At 43.9% G+C, this 18,241-nt stretch carries 13 protein-coding genes; 1 reads left to right on the top strand and 12 read right to left on the bottom strand.

Annotated features, from left to right (window positions below):
- Positions 1-6: 6 nt before the first annotated feature.
- The 8 genes from A7D14_RS05865 to A7D14_RS05830 all read right to left on the bottom strand — a co-directional run bounded on the left by A7D14_RS05865 (position 7) and on the right by A7D14_RS05830 (position 12,767).
- Positions 7-1,740 carry a SulP family inorganic anion transporter gene (locus A7D14_RS05865; protein ID WP_067031346.1) on the bottom strand — a complete coding sequence of 578 codons (1,734 nt, stop codon included), beginning with the start codon at positions 1,738-1,740 and terminating at the stop codon, positions 7-9.
- Positions 1,741-1,803: 63 nt separating this feature from the next.
- Positions 1,804-2,436 (bottom strand): Crp/Fnr family transcriptional regulator, encoded by a 633-nt coding sequence (locus tag A7D14_RS05860; RefSeq protein ID WP_067031343.1) that lies wholly within the window; start codon positions 2,434-2,436, stop codon positions 1,804-1,806.
- A gap of 162 nt (positions 2,437-2,598) precedes the next feature.
- Positions 2,599-3,681 (bottom strand): sulfatase-like hydrolase/transferase, encoded by a 1,083-nt coding sequence (locus tag A7D14_RS05855; protein ID WP_067031340.1) that lies wholly within the window; start codon positions 3,679-3,681, stop codon positions 2,599-2,601.
- A complete protein-coding gene (locus tag A7D14_RS05850; RefSeq protein ID WP_067031612.1) occupies positions 3,681-5,051 on the bottom strand; it encodes an aspartate aminotransferase family protein in 1,371 nt (456 codons plus the stop codon). Before A7D14_RS05850 ends, A7D14_RS05855 begins: the two co-directional genes overlap by 1 nt.
- Positions 5,029-6,300, bottom strand: coding sequence for a hypothetical protein (locus A7D14_RS05845; protein WP_067031338.1), 1,272 nt, complete (start codon positions 6,298-6,300; stop codon positions 5,029-5,031). Before A7D14_RS05845 ends, A7D14_RS05850 begins: the two co-directional genes overlap by 23 nt.
- Before the next feature lie 4 nt (positions 6,301-6,304).
- Entirely contained in the window at positions 6,305-7,981 is a 1,677-nt protein-coding gene (locus tag A7D14_RS05840; RefSeq protein WP_067031335.1) for an alkaline phosphatase family protein, read from the bottom strand.
- Positions 7,982-7,985: 4 nt separating this feature from the next.
- Positions 7,986-9,449 carry a SusD/RagB family nutrient-binding outer membrane lipoprotein gene (locus A7D14_RS05835; RefSeq protein ID WP_067031332.1) on the bottom strand — a complete coding sequence of 488 codons (1,464 nt, stop codon included), beginning with the start codon at positions 9,447-9,449 and terminating at the stop codon, positions 7,986-7,988.
- 39 nt (positions 9,450-9,488) lie between these two features.
- On the bottom strand, positions 9,489-12,767 hold the full coding sequence (locus A7D14_RS05830) for a SusC/RagA family TonB-linked outer membrane protein (protein ID WP_067031329.1): 3,279 nt from the start codon (positions 12,765-12,767) through the stop codon (positions 9,489-9,491).
- 282 nt (positions 12,768-13,049) lie between these two features.
- On the opposite strand from A7D14_RS05830, the gene A7D14_RS05825 reads away from it, so the two are divergent.
- On the top strand, positions 13,050-13,616 hold the full coding sequence (locus tag A7D14_RS05825) for a helix-turn-helix domain-containing protein (protein WP_067031326.1): 567 nt from the start codon (positions 13,050-13,052) through the stop codon (positions 13,614-13,616).
- Here the strand turns inward: A7D14_RS05825 and A7D14_RS05820 are convergent, their stop codons facing one another.
- The 4 genes from A7D14_RS05820 to A7D14_RS05805 form a co-directional block, all read right to left on the bottom strand.
- Positions 13,617-14,300, bottom strand: a complete 684-nt coding sequence (locus tag A7D14_RS05820) for a phosphonatase-like hydrolase (protein WP_067031323.1) — start codon at positions 14,298-14,300, stop codon at positions 13,617-13,619.
- A gap of 6 nt (positions 14,301-14,306) precedes the next feature.
- Positions 14,307-15,464, bottom strand: a complete 1,158-nt coding sequence (locus A7D14_RS05815) for a TIGR03364 family FAD-dependent oxidoreductase (protein WP_067031609.1) — start codon at positions 15,462-15,464, stop codon at positions 14,307-14,309.
- A complete protein-coding gene (locus A7D14_RS05810) occupies positions 15,454-16,734 on the bottom strand; it encodes a DUF5690 family protein (RefSeq protein WP_067031320.1) in 1,281 nt (426 codons plus the stop codon). The genes A7D14_RS05815 and A7D14_RS05810 overlap by 11 nt, the downstream gene beginning before the upstream one ends.
- Positions 16,735-16,892: 158 nt before the next feature.
- Positions 16,893-18,041: a glycoside hydrolase family 43 protein gene (locus A7D14_RS05805; protein WP_067031317.1), complete on the bottom strand. Its 1,149-nt coding sequence runs from the start codon at positions 18,039-18,041 to the stop codon at positions 16,893-16,895.
- Positions 18,042-18,241 lie beyond the last annotated feature (200 nt).

Here is an 18,241-nt window from a genome sequence, read left to right as displayed (position 1 = left end):
CTAAAGTTACAAACTCTTTGTCTTGGACTGTAACGACACCTTTTTTTGCATGAGGCTTCGCTCCTTTTGTTCAGAACAAAAGTCCACGGCATCAAACGTCTGTGCGAACAGGTTTTCCTCCCCAAGAATATCAACAATTCCACTACTGTACAGAATATCCCTTGTGGGGCCTATAGCAGCTGCAATAAAAAAATGGATGCCCTTTTTCCGCAGGTCTAGTATGATCCGTTCCAACATGGTCGCGGCACTGCTGTCTATATAATTTATGGGCTCCGCATTTAGGATGATGAACTTGAGGACAGGGCCTTTTTTCTCGATCTGTCGATAGAGTTGTTTTTTAAAATAGTCTTTGTTGCCAAAATAGAGTTGGGCATCGAACCGTATGACCAATTTATCGGCATCCACTTCCACATCTCCCGAGAAACGGTCAATGTTCTTAAAATAGCGGGTCCCCTTGATCTTTCCCAAAACGGCCATGTGCGGCTTGGATATCCTATAGACGAGCAACATTAGGGAGAGCAGTACTCCCAATAGGATTCCCTCCATCAAACCAATGGAAAGGGTCATCAAAAAAGTGGCAACCAACAGCACAAACTCGTCCTTTCTGTTCTTCCACAATACCAAAGGATATTTTATATCTATAAGGCCAACCACCGAAACTATGATGATGGCACCCAAGACCACGGCGGGCAATTTGTAAAACAAGGGGGTGAGGAAGAGCAGTACGCCCGCTATAATAAGTGTGCTGAAGATAAGTGACATCCCTGTTTTTGCCCCTGCCTGATCATTGATTGCGGTCCTTGAAAAACTGCCGGACACTGAAAAAGACTGAAAGAAGGAGCCCAAAATATTGGAAAGGCCCAATGCTCGTAGCTCTTGGTCAGCATCCAGTTCGTATTCCGGATGTTTTTCCTCAACTGTCTTTGCTATGGAAACGGACTCCATAAACCCAAAAAGTGCCACTGTTATGGCAATGGGCATAAGCTGCCCCAACTTGTCCCACTGAAATTTCGGAGGCTCAAAATGCGGCAGGCCTTTTGGAATTTCCCCTACAATATGGATCCCCTTTGTTTCCAAATTAAAAATTACTACTGCCAAGATACCGAGCACCACGATCAATAAGGGAGTGGGCAACTTTTTGTTGATGCTTTTCAGTAGAAACATCAAAAATATGGACACAGCACCAAGCCCCAGGGTCAATAGATCTACATTGCCCAAACTTCCAATAATATTGCCCACCAATTCATGGATCTTACTGGATTGTGCAAAATCGGTTCCTAAAATATGTTTTAATTGACCCAATCCTATCAAAATGGCGGCGGCAGAGGTAAATCCGCTAATGACCGGTTTGGACAAAAAATTGACAAAAAAGCCCATTCTCAAAATACCCAAAAGAAGCTGTATTCCTCCTATGAGCAGGGTCAAAAAAAGTACAGTGGAAATATATTCCTCGGTGTTTACCAGTTGTAATGCGCCAACCCCTGCGGCCACCAACAACGAATCCATGGCCACAGGCCCCACGCCCAATTGCCTGGATGTTCCCATCAGAGCATATACCAACGGAGGCACCAATGAAGCATACAGTCCATAAATGGGAGGCATTCCCGCAATCATGGCATAGGCCATTCCCTGGGGCACCAACATGATTCCCACGGTTGCCCCTGCAATTAAATCTCCATATAAATGAGAGCGATTGTAGGTGGTCATCCAAGATAAAAAAGGAAAAAACCGTTTGAGCATGTGATGAACTTTAAGCAAAAATACTGTACGAAAAAATGATTTTGGGTAACCTAGGACACATACCTACAAATCCAAAACTTGGATATAGCTTCTGTGGAGTGCCACTTTTTTCATTTTCTCCAACTTCTTCAACAATCTGGAAATCACAACCCGTGAGGTGTGCAGATCATAGGCAATTTCTTGGTGTGTATTGCGTATTTTGTTATCGTTGGTGACCTCAACCTTCTTTTTAAGGTATTCCACCAAACGTTGGTCCAAATTTTTAAACGCAATACTGTCCACAGTCTGCAAGAGTTCATTCAAGCGGTTGTGGTAGCTTTCAAAAACATAGTTTCGCCAGCCTTTGTACTTGCCCATCCATTCCTCCATCTTTTGAACTGGCACCATCACCATCACGGCATCTGTCTCCGCAATGGCTCGGATTTCACTTTGGGTTTGACCCATACAACAGGCCATGGTCACCGAACAGGTTTCGCCCTGTTCCAAATAGTAGAGAAGCAATTCATCCCCATCTTCATCTTCTCGCAGAACTTTAATCGCTCCCGAAATCAGCAATGGAATGCTCCTAATATAATTTCCAATATCCATGATAACCTCTCCCGCAGATACTTCAACCAATTTCCCCACTTCATTTATCTCATCAATGAGAGGCTGTTCAAAATAGGTGCTGAATGTTTCTAAAAGTTCTTCTTTCATACTGTAAAAATACCCTTCTAAGGTACATATTTTGGAACGAACAACTTTAGTGTATCAATAATGATAAAATCCCACTTAGAGAACAAAACCCACACTAAAGGGTGTGGGTTTTGGGCAAACTGACTTAAACTAATTAACCTGATATGAAATCTATCTATTTTCTTACAACTTCATAGGTGCCCCGTTCATCTCGTTTGGAATGGGAATTCCCATATATTTTAAAATTGTTGGGGCTATTTGGTTGGAATGCAATTGTTCTTCTTGAGTGACTTCTCCCATGGGTTCAATATCCTTTCCGAAGGTGATGAACCACACCTGACCAGCTCCCTTTATGTCGCTACCATGACTCTTCCAGGTTTCCAACGGTTGTGTTCCCCTACCGTGATCTGTGGTTAACATAAAGATCGTCTGGTCTTTATAAAACTCGTCCTGCTGGGTGAACTCCCATACTTCTTTGATCAAAGCATCGGTATTGTGGGCCGATTTCAAATATGCTTGGTAATCGCCATCATGGGCAAAATCATCGGTCTCACCATAAGAGATATACACCAGTTTAGGGTGATTCTTTTTCATATGTTCCAATGCATAATGATGGGTAAAGGCATCCAACCGAACACTGCCCCATGGACTGGGAATCTGTTCCTGCAATTGGTTGAGGAATTTTTCCCGTTCATTAAGGTTTTCCGTGGCAGCTTCAAATCCGGCATTTACCGGAACACCGGACCGCTCCTCGTTTATGATGTATGGGAAAACATCCCAACTGCCAAAGGCTGCTGCCTTTCCTTTTCCTTCTGAAGTATTGCTGTACAGCTCTAAAATGGTGGTATTGGGATTTGGGTTTTTGGCATTGCTTCGGATTCGCACATCATCGGCAGCGCCCGTTAAGATCTCATTGTACCCGGGATAGGAAAACCACATGGAATTGGTCAAATTTACTTTGCTGCCCAACGTTCTGTTCCCATGCAACTGACCCATTTTTGCCGCTTGGTTCCAGATAAAAGGCATCAATGCCTCTCTTCTTTCTTTTGGAGCATCTTTCCAAAAGGCATTTTTGAGCATGGTGGCATCATGCACATATTCCTTGTTCGCCACCAAAAGGGAATCGGCCCCGGTGAACAGTTCCTGCCAGCGGAACCCATCAAGGGTTATCAATATTACTTTGGTTTCGCTTTTCTCCTGACTCCATCCTGAAATCATCATCACCAGTAAACAAAATAAGGGCAATACTTTTTTTAAATTTTTCATTAGGCTATAGTGTTTGTTTTTAAAAATGCTTCGTTCAATATTTCAAGTGCCTTGTCCAACTCTTCCCGGGTAATGGTCAGTGGTGGTGACAATTGCAGCACATTGCCTTTTGATACTTTAAAACTCAATCCTTGTTTTAAACATTCGTACATAATCTCCTCTGCTTCGGCAACTGCCTTTTCCTTGGTCGTCCTATTTGTGACCAGTTCAATCCCCCATAAAAGACCAATGCCACGAACATGCCCAATCAAGGAATATTTTCTATGTAATTTGTAGAGTGCTGCCTTCATGTAGGCTTCATCTGCCTTAACTTTATCCAGCAAATTTTCTTCTTCGATGATTTCCAAAACAGTCAGTCCGGCCATGGCTCCCAACGGACTTTTTTCATGGGTGTAATGGCCCAAGGATATATGTCCGAAAGTGTTGTATTCCTCACGGGCAACAATGGCCGCTTGAGGAATGATGCCTCCTCCCAGGCCCTTGCCCAAGCAAAGGATGTCGGGCTCAATGCCAAAGTGTTCAAAAGCGAACATTTTTCCGGTTCTTCCCAAAGCGATCGGGATTTCATCCAAAATCAATAATACACCATGCTTGGTGCACAATTCCCGTGCTCCTTTCCAAAAGGTTGCAGAAGGAATCTGTACATCCGTATTTCGGATAGTCTCCGCCAAAAAAGCTCCAATCTGGTTGTCCTTGGACAGCACATATTCCAGATATTCCAAGGCTTTGTCCTCATTGCCCTCAAAAATACCTCGATAGGTGATTGGCGGCGGAATACGTTCCACACCGGGCATCAAAGGCCCCATATGTTCCTTAAAAACAGATTCGCCTCCCACGCTGATGGCATCCAGCGAAGCACCATGAAAAGAATCCCAAAATGAGACCACTTTGTGCTTTCCGGTCACGGCACGGCCCAATTTCAGCGCTATCCCGATAGCGGAACTGCCATTTGGGGTAAGCAAAACCCGGCTGAGCCCTTTTGGAGTGAGTGAAGTAATTTTTTCGGCAAATTGAATGGCTACCTCATTGGTGTATCTTCTTGTGGAAAAAGTAAGACCTTGCTGAAGTTGCTCTGTTAGCCTGCCCACCAATTTTGGATGTGAAAATCCAATCTGATGCACGTTATTTCCGTGGAAGTCGAGATATTTTTTTCCCGAAATGCTTTCAATATAAGACCCTTCGCAGTTTTTTAATACATCCAGACATGGTGTGGACATGGATTGGTGCATAAAATATTGGGCATCCCTTTCCAGTAGTTCTTTGGTACGCTCTCCAACGTTTTCTATCCATTTCCCTCTGGCCAAGGTAAGGTTGATATCCCCTTCAACAACATATTCAACCTTCTGCTTATCTTGATCTGTATGGTCCATGCTTTGCTTGTATTTCCCGTTCTTCGGATTTGTCATTCAACACATAAATATCGTAGGTGTTTCCCCCATCATAAACCCTGATCACAATATGCCCTTCCTGACTCTTGTATTGATCCAGCCTGCCCCCGATAACATCCTTTGTTCCTTGTAACATTATGGTTGAAAAAATATCCCGTTCCCCAGGGTACAATTGCTTTGAAGTGATCCTTCGCAGCACTTCTTCTCCCGGATGGTCCGCTGTCCAGTTTTGCTGGATCCAAACCCGGGGCCGGATGGTACGGACATAATACGGATTTTGGGAATCGCGGTTGCCATGGTGGTTGAGTGTGGCCACATCCACAGCACCGATTATAGGTGCTACATGGGATTCCAAAGCGTTGCTATCCGTCTGACCCAACCCATCGATTCCAGAGATATCACCTCCGGTGTAGTAGTTGAACTTGCCAAAGTCTATGCGGATGCCATTACTCAAAGGGTTCTCGCCCGGGTATGCCCCATTTTGAAAAAGGGAATAGGTAGTATTGCCCTCACCCGTCCAAATGACCCCATTGGAAAATAAATTCTGGACTGAAAATTCAGGGTAGTCGTCAGGTTTGTTTTTTAGTACAATTTGGTCTGTATGCCCCACTTTTAAAGCCTCATTTTCCAACCCTATTTTTTTGGATTGAAAGTCGATAAACTTCCAATATTCCTTCAATGTGGCAATCATTCCGTATGCGTCTTTGGAAAAACGCTCCTCGGATTGCACTTTGGCATCCTTCAAATTGATGGGGAAATCAGACCCACGATCAATCATTTTTTTGATGGGAATGAGAGTTCCCACTTCCATAATTCCAGTAAGTTGGTATCCTCCTGAAGCTATTTTCCGCAACGAATCCATTTCACCAAAATGATCATCGTGGTAATGCGTGATGAGGGCATAATCCAACTGTCGCTTTTGATTTTTTGGAATGAACTGATCGATGTAGTCCACAATCCATTCTGGAGCAGTTTTTGACCTGTTCGGAACCAACTTCGCATTCCTGCTGGAAGTTGTTCTGGGATGTGTTTCGGACATATCGCCGGCATCCACCAACAAGGTTGTGCCGTCTGGAAAAACCATAAAAGCCGCATCGCCCCTCCCAGTGTTGATATGGTGAATGTCCAAAAAACCGGGTTTCCAGATGGGAAGTTGTTGCCCATGCCCACCTATTCCGATCAAGGTCAGGGCAAGGGCCAACAAACTACTTTTTTTGAGGTTGAAGAACATGGGGTTATAATTTTTCTCGGTAGAGCAAATCTGCCGGTATTATCTGTTTGGGAATGTTTGCACTTTGGTATTTTACATCCAAATGATAGCCTCCACCGCCATTAAAAAACTCAACTCGAACCAAGTGGCGGCCTTTGTTTAAATCAATGGCAGCACCACGCTCCAAAACACCATGGTCGCCATCATTGTCCACCACCAATTCCCGGTCCACATACAATTTGCTTCCATCATCACTATTGGTGAAGAACCCATATGTTCCATTTTCAGGGATTTCAAGGTAACTTTCCAGTACCAAAGCAACCTGGTCTTGTTGAATGTCTTCAGTCATGGCCTGTTTATGGGAGAATTCGGTGACAAACCCTTCCTTTATGGGCTTTAGGGTTGAAAAATCTGGGAGTTTTTCCATTTTTTCCCCATAAAACACCTGAAATTTAACTGGGTCTTCCTTGGTTTTGGGAACTATCCTAAAATTAGCTTCGGCAATGGTACTGGCCAATATGCCTTCCTGAAAAATACCGGCCTTCAACACCGAAGTTTCTTTGAGATAGAAGGTGTCTTGATAGGCCGTGCTATTTTCCAGAGTGGGCACTTCACTCCCCAGCACATACCGAATTTCACCTGTTCCGTTGGGATTTTGAATGACCACGGCCACAGAATCCGCCTTGAAAATTCCCCCAGCTGGCTCGTAATAGTCAGCATCTGGAAGAATTTTGGGCGAGGTTATCTGCTCTTTTCGCTTGTAGGTCAAAATGGGTTTTTCATTGCCGACAAAGGCTCCCTTCACAGGTCTTCCTGTCCAAGCTTGTGGGGTTTTGAGTCCCAGAGCATAGGCCACCGTTGGGGCATTGTCAAACTGATAAACGGTTTCCTCAATCCCATAGCCTTTTTTGATGCCCGCCCCGTACAAAATGAAAGGAATTTCCATCTCGGCCAGACTCTCACCGCCATGTCCAAACCCTAATCCACCATGATCCGCAGAGACAATGAACATTGTCTTTTCGAAAATTCCAGCTGCTTTGGTGGCATTGATGATTTCAGCAATCAAGGAATCCGCCTTTTCAACGGATTTGTAGTATTCAGGGCTTCCATGGGCCATACTGTGGCCTGCATGATCCACATGGTCCAAATGGACAAACGTGAATTCTGGGGTATGCTCTTTGATATAATTTACCGCTTCTTGGGTAGTATTGTCCTCATGGTCCCCATCAATATCAAAATCCACATCCTCCTTTTCAAACAGGCGGCCAAATCCATCCCAATCGTAAATGGCGCCCACATGGGCTTCGGGCTGTTGCTCATGGAAAAGGGTGAAAATCGTTGGAAAGGTTCCGTTCTTGGTCGCTACAACCGGAGGTAGTTCATGGTCATGCTTTTCCCAGCCATTGGACGTAATCCCATGTTGTTCGGTATCGGCACCCATGATCATACTGGCCCAATTTGGACTTGAGCTTGAAGGCAACACGGAACGTGCATGCATGGTAGCCGCACCATTTTGGATCATGGAGTCCAACATTGGGGTGTTTGCATTTTGAATCCCATTGGGACTCATGCCGTCAACACCGATTATCACGACATGTTCAATGCCCTTGATCGCTCCTTCTTCCTTTGAAGCGCAAGACCACAGGAACAAAATTCCCGTGGTCATGGCTATACTTTTTATTGCTTTGCTTTGAAATGACATTGCGTTAGTTTTCCCACCAAACTTTAGTGGTAATCTGATCTCCACCTATTCGTTGTACTGCTTCCTTATAGTTGGCACTGTTCAAGGATTCCTCTTCACTGGGATACTCAAATCTACTTGGGTATTCATTGTAAAAAGCATCCGGTCCGGGCGCTATGGTATTCGGGAACCCAGTTCTTTTGAATTCAATAAACCCTTGGTAATCGGTATAGAACAACGCCACATATTTTTGCTTCATGATGGTCTCCAATGTATCATCATAAGCCACTTCGGCCCTGGCCAAATAATCCGCAGGCAGTTCAACATCCCAATATTCAAAATTGGCTTGGATGCCCATTTCATAATATTCTTGGGCACTGGCTGTGATCCATCCCCTTTGGGCAGCTTCGGCAAAAATGAAGGCCACTTCGGCATATTGCATTAAACGTGCTTGGTTGCTGTTGGGCTGGAAATAGAAATAATCAATATTGAATTTGGACAAAAAGGCGTCCCCTCCTTTGTATTCATAGGCAGGACCGTCCACAATTCCGTTTTGCATCCCCTGAATCTCTGGGGTTCCATTTTCCACAGAATTTGCCGTTGGATCCGCAAAAAAGTCCAACCGTGGGTCGTTGAAACTTTGCAGCAACTGCACAAAGTGCTCGGAAATTCTGTATTCGTTGTAAGACCCCACCCGATATACGGATTCTTCCGTTACGGGATGCGCATCTGGGTTAGCCGCCAAAAACTGTAACACGGCGTTATCCTCATTGGATTCCATTACCGGATTGCTGCTTGGGTTATTGAATATCCCGGCAATTACGGATTGGGAAGTGGACGCATCCACCTCACTCAATCTAAGTGCCAAACGGAGGCGCAATGAGTTGGCAAATTTTCGCCACATCGCCAAATCTCCATCAAACACTAAGTCTCCTTTTACCAAACCAAGATTAGAACCTGAAAGAATGGTGTTGGCGCGTTCCAATTCTACCAACATATTGGCATAAATGGCTTGTTGGGTGTCATAAACAGGGGTATAGTTGGGTTCTTCATCAACTGCTTGGTTCACTTCGCTGTACGGAATGTCCCCGTACATATCTGTCAATATGCTGAACATCCAAGTCTGCATGATCACCGAAATGGCCTCATAACTGGGCAGTTCATTCTCAACGGCAATTTTTTCCAATTCCTTGGCATCCCTGATCGCCAGATAGAGGGTGCTCCACGTTCCACCTTGATCTCCCCAATCAAACAGGTCAAAAGAGGTAAAAACGATACGGGCTCCGTACTGCCCCATCAGGTTTCCTTCACTCCAAGAGCCTCCCACAAGGTTTCTGATGGAGTTTCTTTGGAAATTGGTCAATAACAACTCTGGATTTTTATCGATGGCCAAAGCTACATCCGGGTTCTCATTTGAAACATCAAATTTGTCACACGAGCTTATCGCTCCCATGATTATGATTCCAATGATTATGATTTGTTTTTTCATTTTTCTATTTGTTATCACGTTCGTTTTATCAACTTTGGATTACAGTCTTAGGCTAACTGCCATTCCTATGCTTCTTGTGGTTGGTACGGTTGCATTTTCAACTCCGGGGACATAGGAGCCTCCTCCAAAGGACAACAGTTCTGGGTCGCCATGGTTAAAATCCTTGGCCCACAACCAAAGGTTGGTTCCTATCAGGGAGAAGGTAAAGTCTTGTATTCCCATTCTTTCAACTACTTTGTTGGGCAGGGAATAGCTGAGTTTTGCTTCGCGAAGTTTAATGAAGGTCGCATCGTACATCCCCTCCGTCTCATTGTCCCTTCTATAGCGGTTATTATGGTAGGCATTGGCAGGAACTATAACATCATTGGGGGCATAGCTGCCATCGGCCAATTGTTTTACTCCATCTCCGATTACACCATCAGAATAGGCACCACCATAATCCAATCCAGAATCACTGATGCCCGGGTGCGGACCTCCAAATTCAGGGGAGCGACCCCAAAGCGTTTCCACAACGTTACCCGAAGTTGCGGCAATCAAACGGGTTCTGGACAAGAGTTCTCCACCTTGTCTCCAATCAAAAAGGAAGTTCAACGAGAAGTTTTTGTAGGTAATGGTGTTGTTCCATCCCAAGGTGAAATCTGGATTGAAGTTTCCCAATTTTCTAAGGGTATTATCCTGTTGTACCAAGCCTTCATTAAAGACCACCTCTCCATAATTGGGATCACTTTCATCTTGTACGGTCATCAAACCGGTTCCCCACATATCGCCCAAGGAACCTCCTTTTTCAGCGATCAACGTAATGCCATTGCCTCCGTAGGAGTATCTGTCCACTCCATTGGCCAATTCCAAAATCTCGTTCCTGTTAAGGCCGAAATTGAACATGGTGTTCCACGTAAAGTTATCGGTGCTGAACGGTGTGGCATCCAACATCAATTCCACTCCATAGTTTTTGATCTTACCTGCATTGATGGTCCTGGAAGTCTTCCCAGAGGTTGTGGCCAAATCAATATCCAGAATCTGGTTTTTGGAGATGGTGTTATAGTAGGTAAAGTCGATTCCTATTTTGTTGTTGAACAACCTCAAATCCGTTCCAATTTCGTAGGATGTCTGGATTTCAGGTTTTAGGTCGGCATTGGCCAAATTGTTGGAAGGCGATGCCGTTGGATTGCTACCCACCGGAGTTCCCAACGCAAAGAAGTTGTTCAATCCGTACGGGTTGGTGTCGTTACCTACCTGTGCCCATCCTGCGCGTAGTTTGGCAAAGGAAAACACATTGCTGTCAATATTGAACATATCCGTTAGCAACATGCTCAAGGAAGCCGAAGGGTAGAAATAGGAGTTGTTCTCTTTGGGCAATGTGGAAGACCAATCGTTACGTGCGGTCAAATCCAAAAACACCTGATCCTTCCAACCCAATTGGGCAAACCCATATAAGGAATTGATTTGTTTTTCCGGTCTGCTCAATCGCTGCACCAAAGGTCCATCCGCGTTATTGAAGGAATAGATTCCAGGCAACAACAACTTATTGGTCATCAATGCATTGAAATGGTTTTTTTGCACCATTCTGTTTCCTCCAAAATTGGCATTGACGCTAAAGTCGTCTCCTATTTGCTGATCGTAGCTCAGCAAGAAATCCAAATTGGTCTCTTGGAAATTGATTTTGTCCTCTCGGTACTGACCATTGGGAAAGCGTTGTGTGGAATAGGCCCTCTTGATGAAGCGGTATTCCGAGAAGAAATCCCGACCTCCCCTGACCATGAATTTGAAGTTATCCGACAATTTGTAGGTTGCTGAAAGGTTGCCTATGACCCTATCCTTCGCCAGCCCATTGGTGTTCTCATACATGGTAAAGTAGGGGTTGTCGTGATAGTTATAGTTGTAGTTGAACTGCTGGAACCCTTCTAGGCCATCTTGCCAGTAATCCCTGAGTCCCTTTACATCCACTTGTTGTCCCCACCAAATAAAGAGGTACATGACAGACTCTGTTCCATACCCATTAACGTGGCGGTTATCCGAATCTGTCCTGATATAATTGATTTTGGAGTTGACCGTAAGCCTATCTGTAAGGTCATAGGTTCCGGAAAGGGAAATAGTGTTTCTTCTGATGTCTGTGTTGGGAAGTATGCCTTCGTTGTCCAGGTTGGTGTAGCTCACCCGATAGTTCCCTTTTTCGTTTCCTCCAAAAAAAGAAATATTATTGGTGAGGGTTCTACCCGTCTGAACAAAATTCTCCACTGGATCGCCTGGATCTACAAAAGGTGTTGGAGTGATGGCTCCTCTTCGGGATAGATCAACCCCGGAGGATCCCAAAATAAAATCCAATCCATGTACATCACCTCCACGCAAGCCATTGGCGGTTGGAGAGTCGTGCTGGGCTCTAAGCGTTCCGTCCATTAATGGCCCCCAAGATTCGTCCACCCCATCAAAGGTTCCGTTTCCGTACCCATCCACAAACTGAAAGTCAAAGTTTTTTCCTTGTCCGTATACTCTTTGGTACTCTGGTCCTTTCAGCATGCTTTCAAAGGTCATTTTTGAGTTGACCAAAATGCCCATCCCTTTTCTGGATCTACCAGATTTGGTGGTGATGATCACCGCTCCGTTGGCGGCACGTGAACCGTATAATGCTGTCGCGTTGGCACCTTTCAATACCGATACAGATTCAATATCATCCGGGTTTACCTCGGCTGCACCGTTTCCATAATCCAAGTTCATGTTACTGGCACCCCCTAAGGTGTTGGTTCGGGTATCTGTAGAGTTGTTGATCGGAACACCATCAACCACAAACAAGGGTTGGTTGTCCCCTTGCATGGAACTGTATCCCCTGATCACTACGGATGAGGATTGACCCGGACCGGTACCGTTGGTCACAACCTGTACTCCCGCAGCTCTACCGGACAGGGTGCTCACAAAGTTTGTGCTGGTGGATTGCGACACTTCATCGCCGCCAACTTTTTCAACAGCATAGCCGAGGGTTTTTTCGTCCCTGGAAATGTTCAAAGCGGTTACCACTACTTCATCCAATTGTTGCGAGTCGGGTTGCAACATAATGGTAGCGGTGGTCTGTCCAGCTGTGTCAAACTCTTGGGAAATGTACCCAATGTACGAAACCACCAAAATCGCACTTCCCTGGGGAAGTCCAATTTCAAAGTTTCCGTCAAAATCTGCAGCCACCCCTGTGGTGCTACCTTTTACAACAACCGATGCCCCGGGCAACGGTACGCTGTTTTCATCCACAACCGTTCCCGAAAATGTGGTCTGTGAATAGCTAATAATACTTACGGTAAAGGCAAGTAAAAACGCTACGATTGATTTTTTCATTTGTTGAGTATTTGTAAAATTTGGTTAATTATTTATCAACAAATATCCAACACAAGCGTTAAGGCATGCCTTTGTACAGATTAAAAAAATGATATGGAATGGTTAAAAGAATCGGGGGAATGTTACGTAAACATTATTTACAAATATTCAATTTTTGTGTTATCTTGCATAATATTAAACCCTTACTATATTGTTGTTTAACAACTGGTTAAGGACTCTCTCCGAATTCATGAAAATTGAAGAAGGTTATAAATACTAAAAAGTAAGAACCAACGAAAAAGCATGGAAGACTATTTAATAGGTATCGGCAAGCGAATCAAGGATATTAGAAAGAACAATAAAAAGACCATTAGCGATGTTGCCATACAAGCCGGGGTCACCGCAGGATTGATTTCCCGTATTGAAAACGGAAGAACCATTCCTTCCCTGCCTGTTTTCCTGAAAATAGTTGGGGCCTTGGAAACCGAGATGACGGATTTTTTTGATGGAATGCCCAAAGTGAACGGATATAATTTTTTGGTATCACGTAAAGATGACCAGACCATTATTGAAAAGGAGGACGAGGCCATTGGTTTTACCTATAATTACATTTTTGGCAAACAGTTGAACTCCGTAGGGTTTGAAAGCGTGTTATTGGAGGTGCTCCCCAATTCCAAACGGGATAAGGTAGTTACCGACGCTTTTGAGTTTAAATACATTCTTACCGGTGAATGCTATTACGAAATTGGTGACCAAGAGGTGCTCCTAAAAGAGGGTGATTCCATTTTTTTTGATGGTAGAATTCCCCATGTCCCCATCAACAAGGGAAAAGTGCCTTCAAAAATGTTGGTGGTCTACTTTTTTATCTGATCACGAAAAAAGGATTCCTTCCAAGGCATCCAAGGTGCTCAAGATAAGGGTTGGATTGGCCTTTTCCAATTGTTCCCGGGTCTGTGCGCCCGTCAAAACACCTACGGTAATTCCGCAGTTTGCATTTTTGCCCTCTTCAATATCTATCTGTGAGTCTCCAGCCTTTAAGACTTGTTCGGGGTCAGTAATATTGAACAGTGCCATGGCCTTATCGATCATTTCTGATGAAGGCCTCCCAATTTCAACATCGTCGGCGGTGACCAAACCATCAATGTGCTGGCCCACTTTCCATCCCAATTTATCCAAAAGGGTCTGAGCGGTTTTGGCATCATAGCCCGTGTTGAGCACCACCCTCACTCCGTGCGATTTCATGACTCTAAAAAGTTCTTCCACGCCATCATACGAAGTCACCTCCAAATTGGCATACGCTTCTTTGAGCATTTCCTTAAAATCGGTATGCACCGCTTTGGCATCCACTTTAAAATCCCAATTTGCTTTGGTCTCATCCAAAATATCGGCAATGGCCTTATATTTTTCCTTGCCAGCTCCAAATTCTAGAACGGTATCCAATGAAACTTCAACTCCTGCCTTGGCCAATGCCTCCCGCACCGTTTTGTACACCACATTATCTTCATTTACCGTGGTACCTGCCATATCAAAAACTGCAAGTTTAATGTCCTTCATCTGTTTTTATGTATTAAAAATTGTAGCAATGTTCTTTTTTGAAAACCCTGCACTGCCCGTCATGCCCTTGCCGCCAATACCTGTTATGATATGGATGTCCTCATCGATGGTCTTTTTATAAAGGTCGCTGGATTTGCATTGCGAGTACATTCCGTACCATCTGCGTTGGATTTGGTAGGTGGGCAGTTGTATGATTTTTTTGGCCTCCTCCAGCATAAAATTATCAATATCCATATCCAAATCATAGCCCAGGTCCTCCACTTTATCGGCATCTGCATATTGATGCGAATCGCCCAAAATAACCGACCCATCCATGGCTTGTTTGAACAAAATATGGACACCCCATTGCTTTTGCAAGCTATCTTGGGGTTCATTTTTTTTGATTTCAGCAAAGGAAGGGCATTCATGGAAGGCTTCATATCTTCGGATGGACCAACCGGTAAGAATAGATCCCTTTAAGGCATAGTTTTCTTGGGTTTTGGTCTGCATCATCTGTAATTTGGATACTTCAAGATCACTCTGGGCAAACAATTCGGGGTACAGTGTCTTAAAATCGCTTCCGTTGCAGATAATCACTTTGCTTGCTTCAAGCAGTTCTCCTCTGGCACTCAACACCTCAACCCCAATGGCTTTTCTTTCGCAGGCAATGACGGGAAAGTTGGTCTTCATTTCAAGCCCTCTTTCCTTGACCAAATAGTCTAGAAGCCGATGGATCATGGTCCGAGGCTCAACCGTAACCTCATCCGGAAAAAAGAGTCCTGCCTTTACATAAGCTCTCCGTAGACCCGGATAACGATCTAAGCATTCGTTTTTTGTGAGCATTTTGGAACTATACCCATTATTATTGTTGATGGCCCTGAGCTCTACCAACAATCGCTCTTCTTCCTCATCGGAAGCCAGGTAGACGGTTCCATTTTGGCGAATACTGATGTCAAACTTTGATTGGATGTCTTTGTAAATCCGTAGACTTCTCCTTCCGAATTTCTGCCATTTTGAATTCATCCCGGAGGGCACCACCTGTCCAAAATTTTGGGTCGTGGCCCCTTGGGGATAGGCATCTTTTTCAACCAAACACACCTTTAACCCAAGTTCCAGGGCATGAAAGGCATGGAAAGTCCCTAAAATACCCCCACCTACTATGATGGCATCGTATTTATTGTCCATAAGTGAGCTGCTCATTATGTTTTTCAGATTTGTGCCTTGCCCAAAAATGAAAGAACAAGACAAGGGAGACGGTAATTCCTATCAATGCCACAGCATAAGTTCCATAAACGAAAAAGTTGAGCCAGGAAAGGTTGGCCTGGCCAAAGTTTTTATAGAGCAGTACCAGCACACTTCCCACATACCCAAAGGCGTCTGCGATGTAGATCAGGAAGCCGGAATTTCCCTTTATTTTGAAAGCGGCAATGAACCTGTCGAAGAAAAGACAGTTGAAGGGAACGTAACAGATGTACAATCCAAATCCTGTGCAGACCATCCAAAGGAAGGAATCCAAAACCCCTATTTGGAACATGAGGGTCGACAGCCCCAAGACCAAGGTTCCCAATATCAATAATAAGTGGTAGGTTAAAAGTGCCCTTAGATTATCCTTGATGTAGAAGATGGAACCAATAATCAACAATACGCTGATGGCTATAATGATTTCTGAAGTGGAGAACACCGAAATATCGCCTTGGTAGCCAACACTGTCCCAAAGTTCGCGGGCAAAATTGTCCCGAAAATCCCGAAAAGCGGTAAGGAAGGTGTAGAAAATCACCACCAACAGCAACGGGAAAAAGAATTTTTTGATGAGTTGTTTTCTATCGGAGCTGGTCATGGGCACACGTTCTGTACGCAATTCTTTATCTGAAGTTGTTGGTGGAGGCACCTTTTGCAATAAGAATGAGGACAATAACAATGGTACCACAAACAAAGCTCCCGTGACCGACGGCATCCAAAACTCACTTACGCCCCAAAAATTCATTACATACAGCCCCAAGGATTTGACCACGCCACTGGATACAATAAAACTGGCACAAAGGGCAACGCCCAATATGTCTGTGAACCGCCTTCCCTCTATATAGGAGAAAACAATCCCCCAGATCATGCCCAAGGGAATTCCATTTAAGAACATGAAAGCAATATTGTACGGGGCGGGGACCCAGGCAAAGAAAAGGAGGGCCACCTCGGCAAAAAGGATCAGGGAAATCAAAAAAAGCAACCTGCGGTTGGGTTTCAATTCAGAAATGACTTTGATTCCAATAAATTTTGAAAGCGCATACCCTAAAACTTGGGCGATGATGAGCAAGATTTTGTAATCGACACCTATGTAGCTAAGCCCTTCAAAAGTGGCAACAGTAAACGGTTTCCGAAAAGCGTACATGCAAAAGTAGGTGCCAAAAGCAGCAAGGGAGGCATGGAGAACAAAAACGAAACTGGACTGCTTTTTGAACATGGCGCTTAAAGAACCGTAATGTTTACAAATAATAAATTAATATTTCAAATTACTCAAATTTATAAGAATTTACCTATCTGTTTTAGTTTAAATAATTGTTAGCAAAAAAATATGCCCTCAATTGAGGGCATAAACTTGAGATGGTATATGTTTTGTTCCTATTGATTGGGTTCCACATACGCGTTGATACGTTTAATGGTTCCGTCTGGGTTATGGGTGAGCTCGGTCATTTTTACGCTTCGCAGGTGCGTTTTTCCACCGGACATTGAGCTATCATGAAAGAACAACCACCATTTTCCATCATATTCCACAATGGAGTGATGGTTGGTCCACCCCAGAACAGGATCAAGGATAACCCCTTGATAGGTAAAAGGTCCGTAAGGATTGTCACCAATGGCATAGGCAATATAATGTGTATCACCTGTTGAATAAGACAAATAGTATTTTCCGTTGTAGCGATGCACCCAGGCCGCTTCAAAAAACCTACGATCATGATCTCCTGTGGTTACTGGCTCTCCATTTTCATCCAGAATGACCGCATCTTTTGGTTCTTCGGCAAAGCTGACCATGTCATCTGCCATTAACGCAACTTTTGGAGAAAGTGCCGGTGCATCATCCGCTGGATAGGTATCTTCTCCGAGATATTCGTTATTGTTCCATTTTTGGAGCTGTCCGCCCATAATACCTCCAAAGTACATATAGTATTTGCCATCGGTATCCTCAAAAACGGAGGGATCCATACTATAGCTCCCTTCAATGGGATGGTCCAATGGCTCAAAAGGTCCTTCGGGGTTCTCACTTTTGGCCACTCCTATGCGAAAAACATCCTCTTTGTCCTTTACGGGAAAGTACAGGAAGTATTCATCGCCTTTTTTGGCAGCATCAGGGGCCCACATTTGTCTTCCTGCCCAAGACACATCCTTAATATGGAGGGCCAGTCCATGATCGGTGACCTCACCCCCTACACTATCCATGGAAAAAACATGGTAGTCTTCCATATTAAAATGACTTCCAATCCCGTCTTGGGGAACTCCGGATTCAAAATCATGGGAGGGATAAACATACAGTTTTCCATCAAAAACATGTGCCGATGGATCTGCGGTATACAATTCAGATGTCAAAGTATAAACTGTATCGGGAGCGGTTCCAATGGTATCAGCTACGCTATCGATTCCGTTATGGTCTTCAACGGAAGATTGTTTTTGGCGTTTACAGCTAAAAGTTCCCAAAACAAATACAGATGACAAAAAATAAGGCAGAACACCTCCTATTAGATGGTTTTTTCGAGTAAAAAATGTGTTTTTCATATGATATAAGGAAAGGTCAATTGGTTAAAAATAAGCATTCTTCAATAAAAACAATCGTTTGCTTACAACTGTCCGAAATACTATTTTACTGATTATCAATTTTTTATGGTGAAATACAAATCAAATAAAATAATTTTAACATAAAAATACAAAAAAATTAACGCAACCGATTGCGTGAGTAAATATATTATGTATATTTA

The sequence above is a fragment of the Allomuricauda sp. CP2A genome (genome assembly GCF_001683915.1).
In the GTDB taxonomy this organism is placed as follows: Bacteria; Bacteroidota; Bacteroidia; order Flavobacteriales; family Flavobacteriaceae; genus Flagellimonas.
The sequence above is the reverse complement of the archived record's forward strand: the minus strand, read 5'-3'. Positions and strand labels throughout refer to the sequence as shown.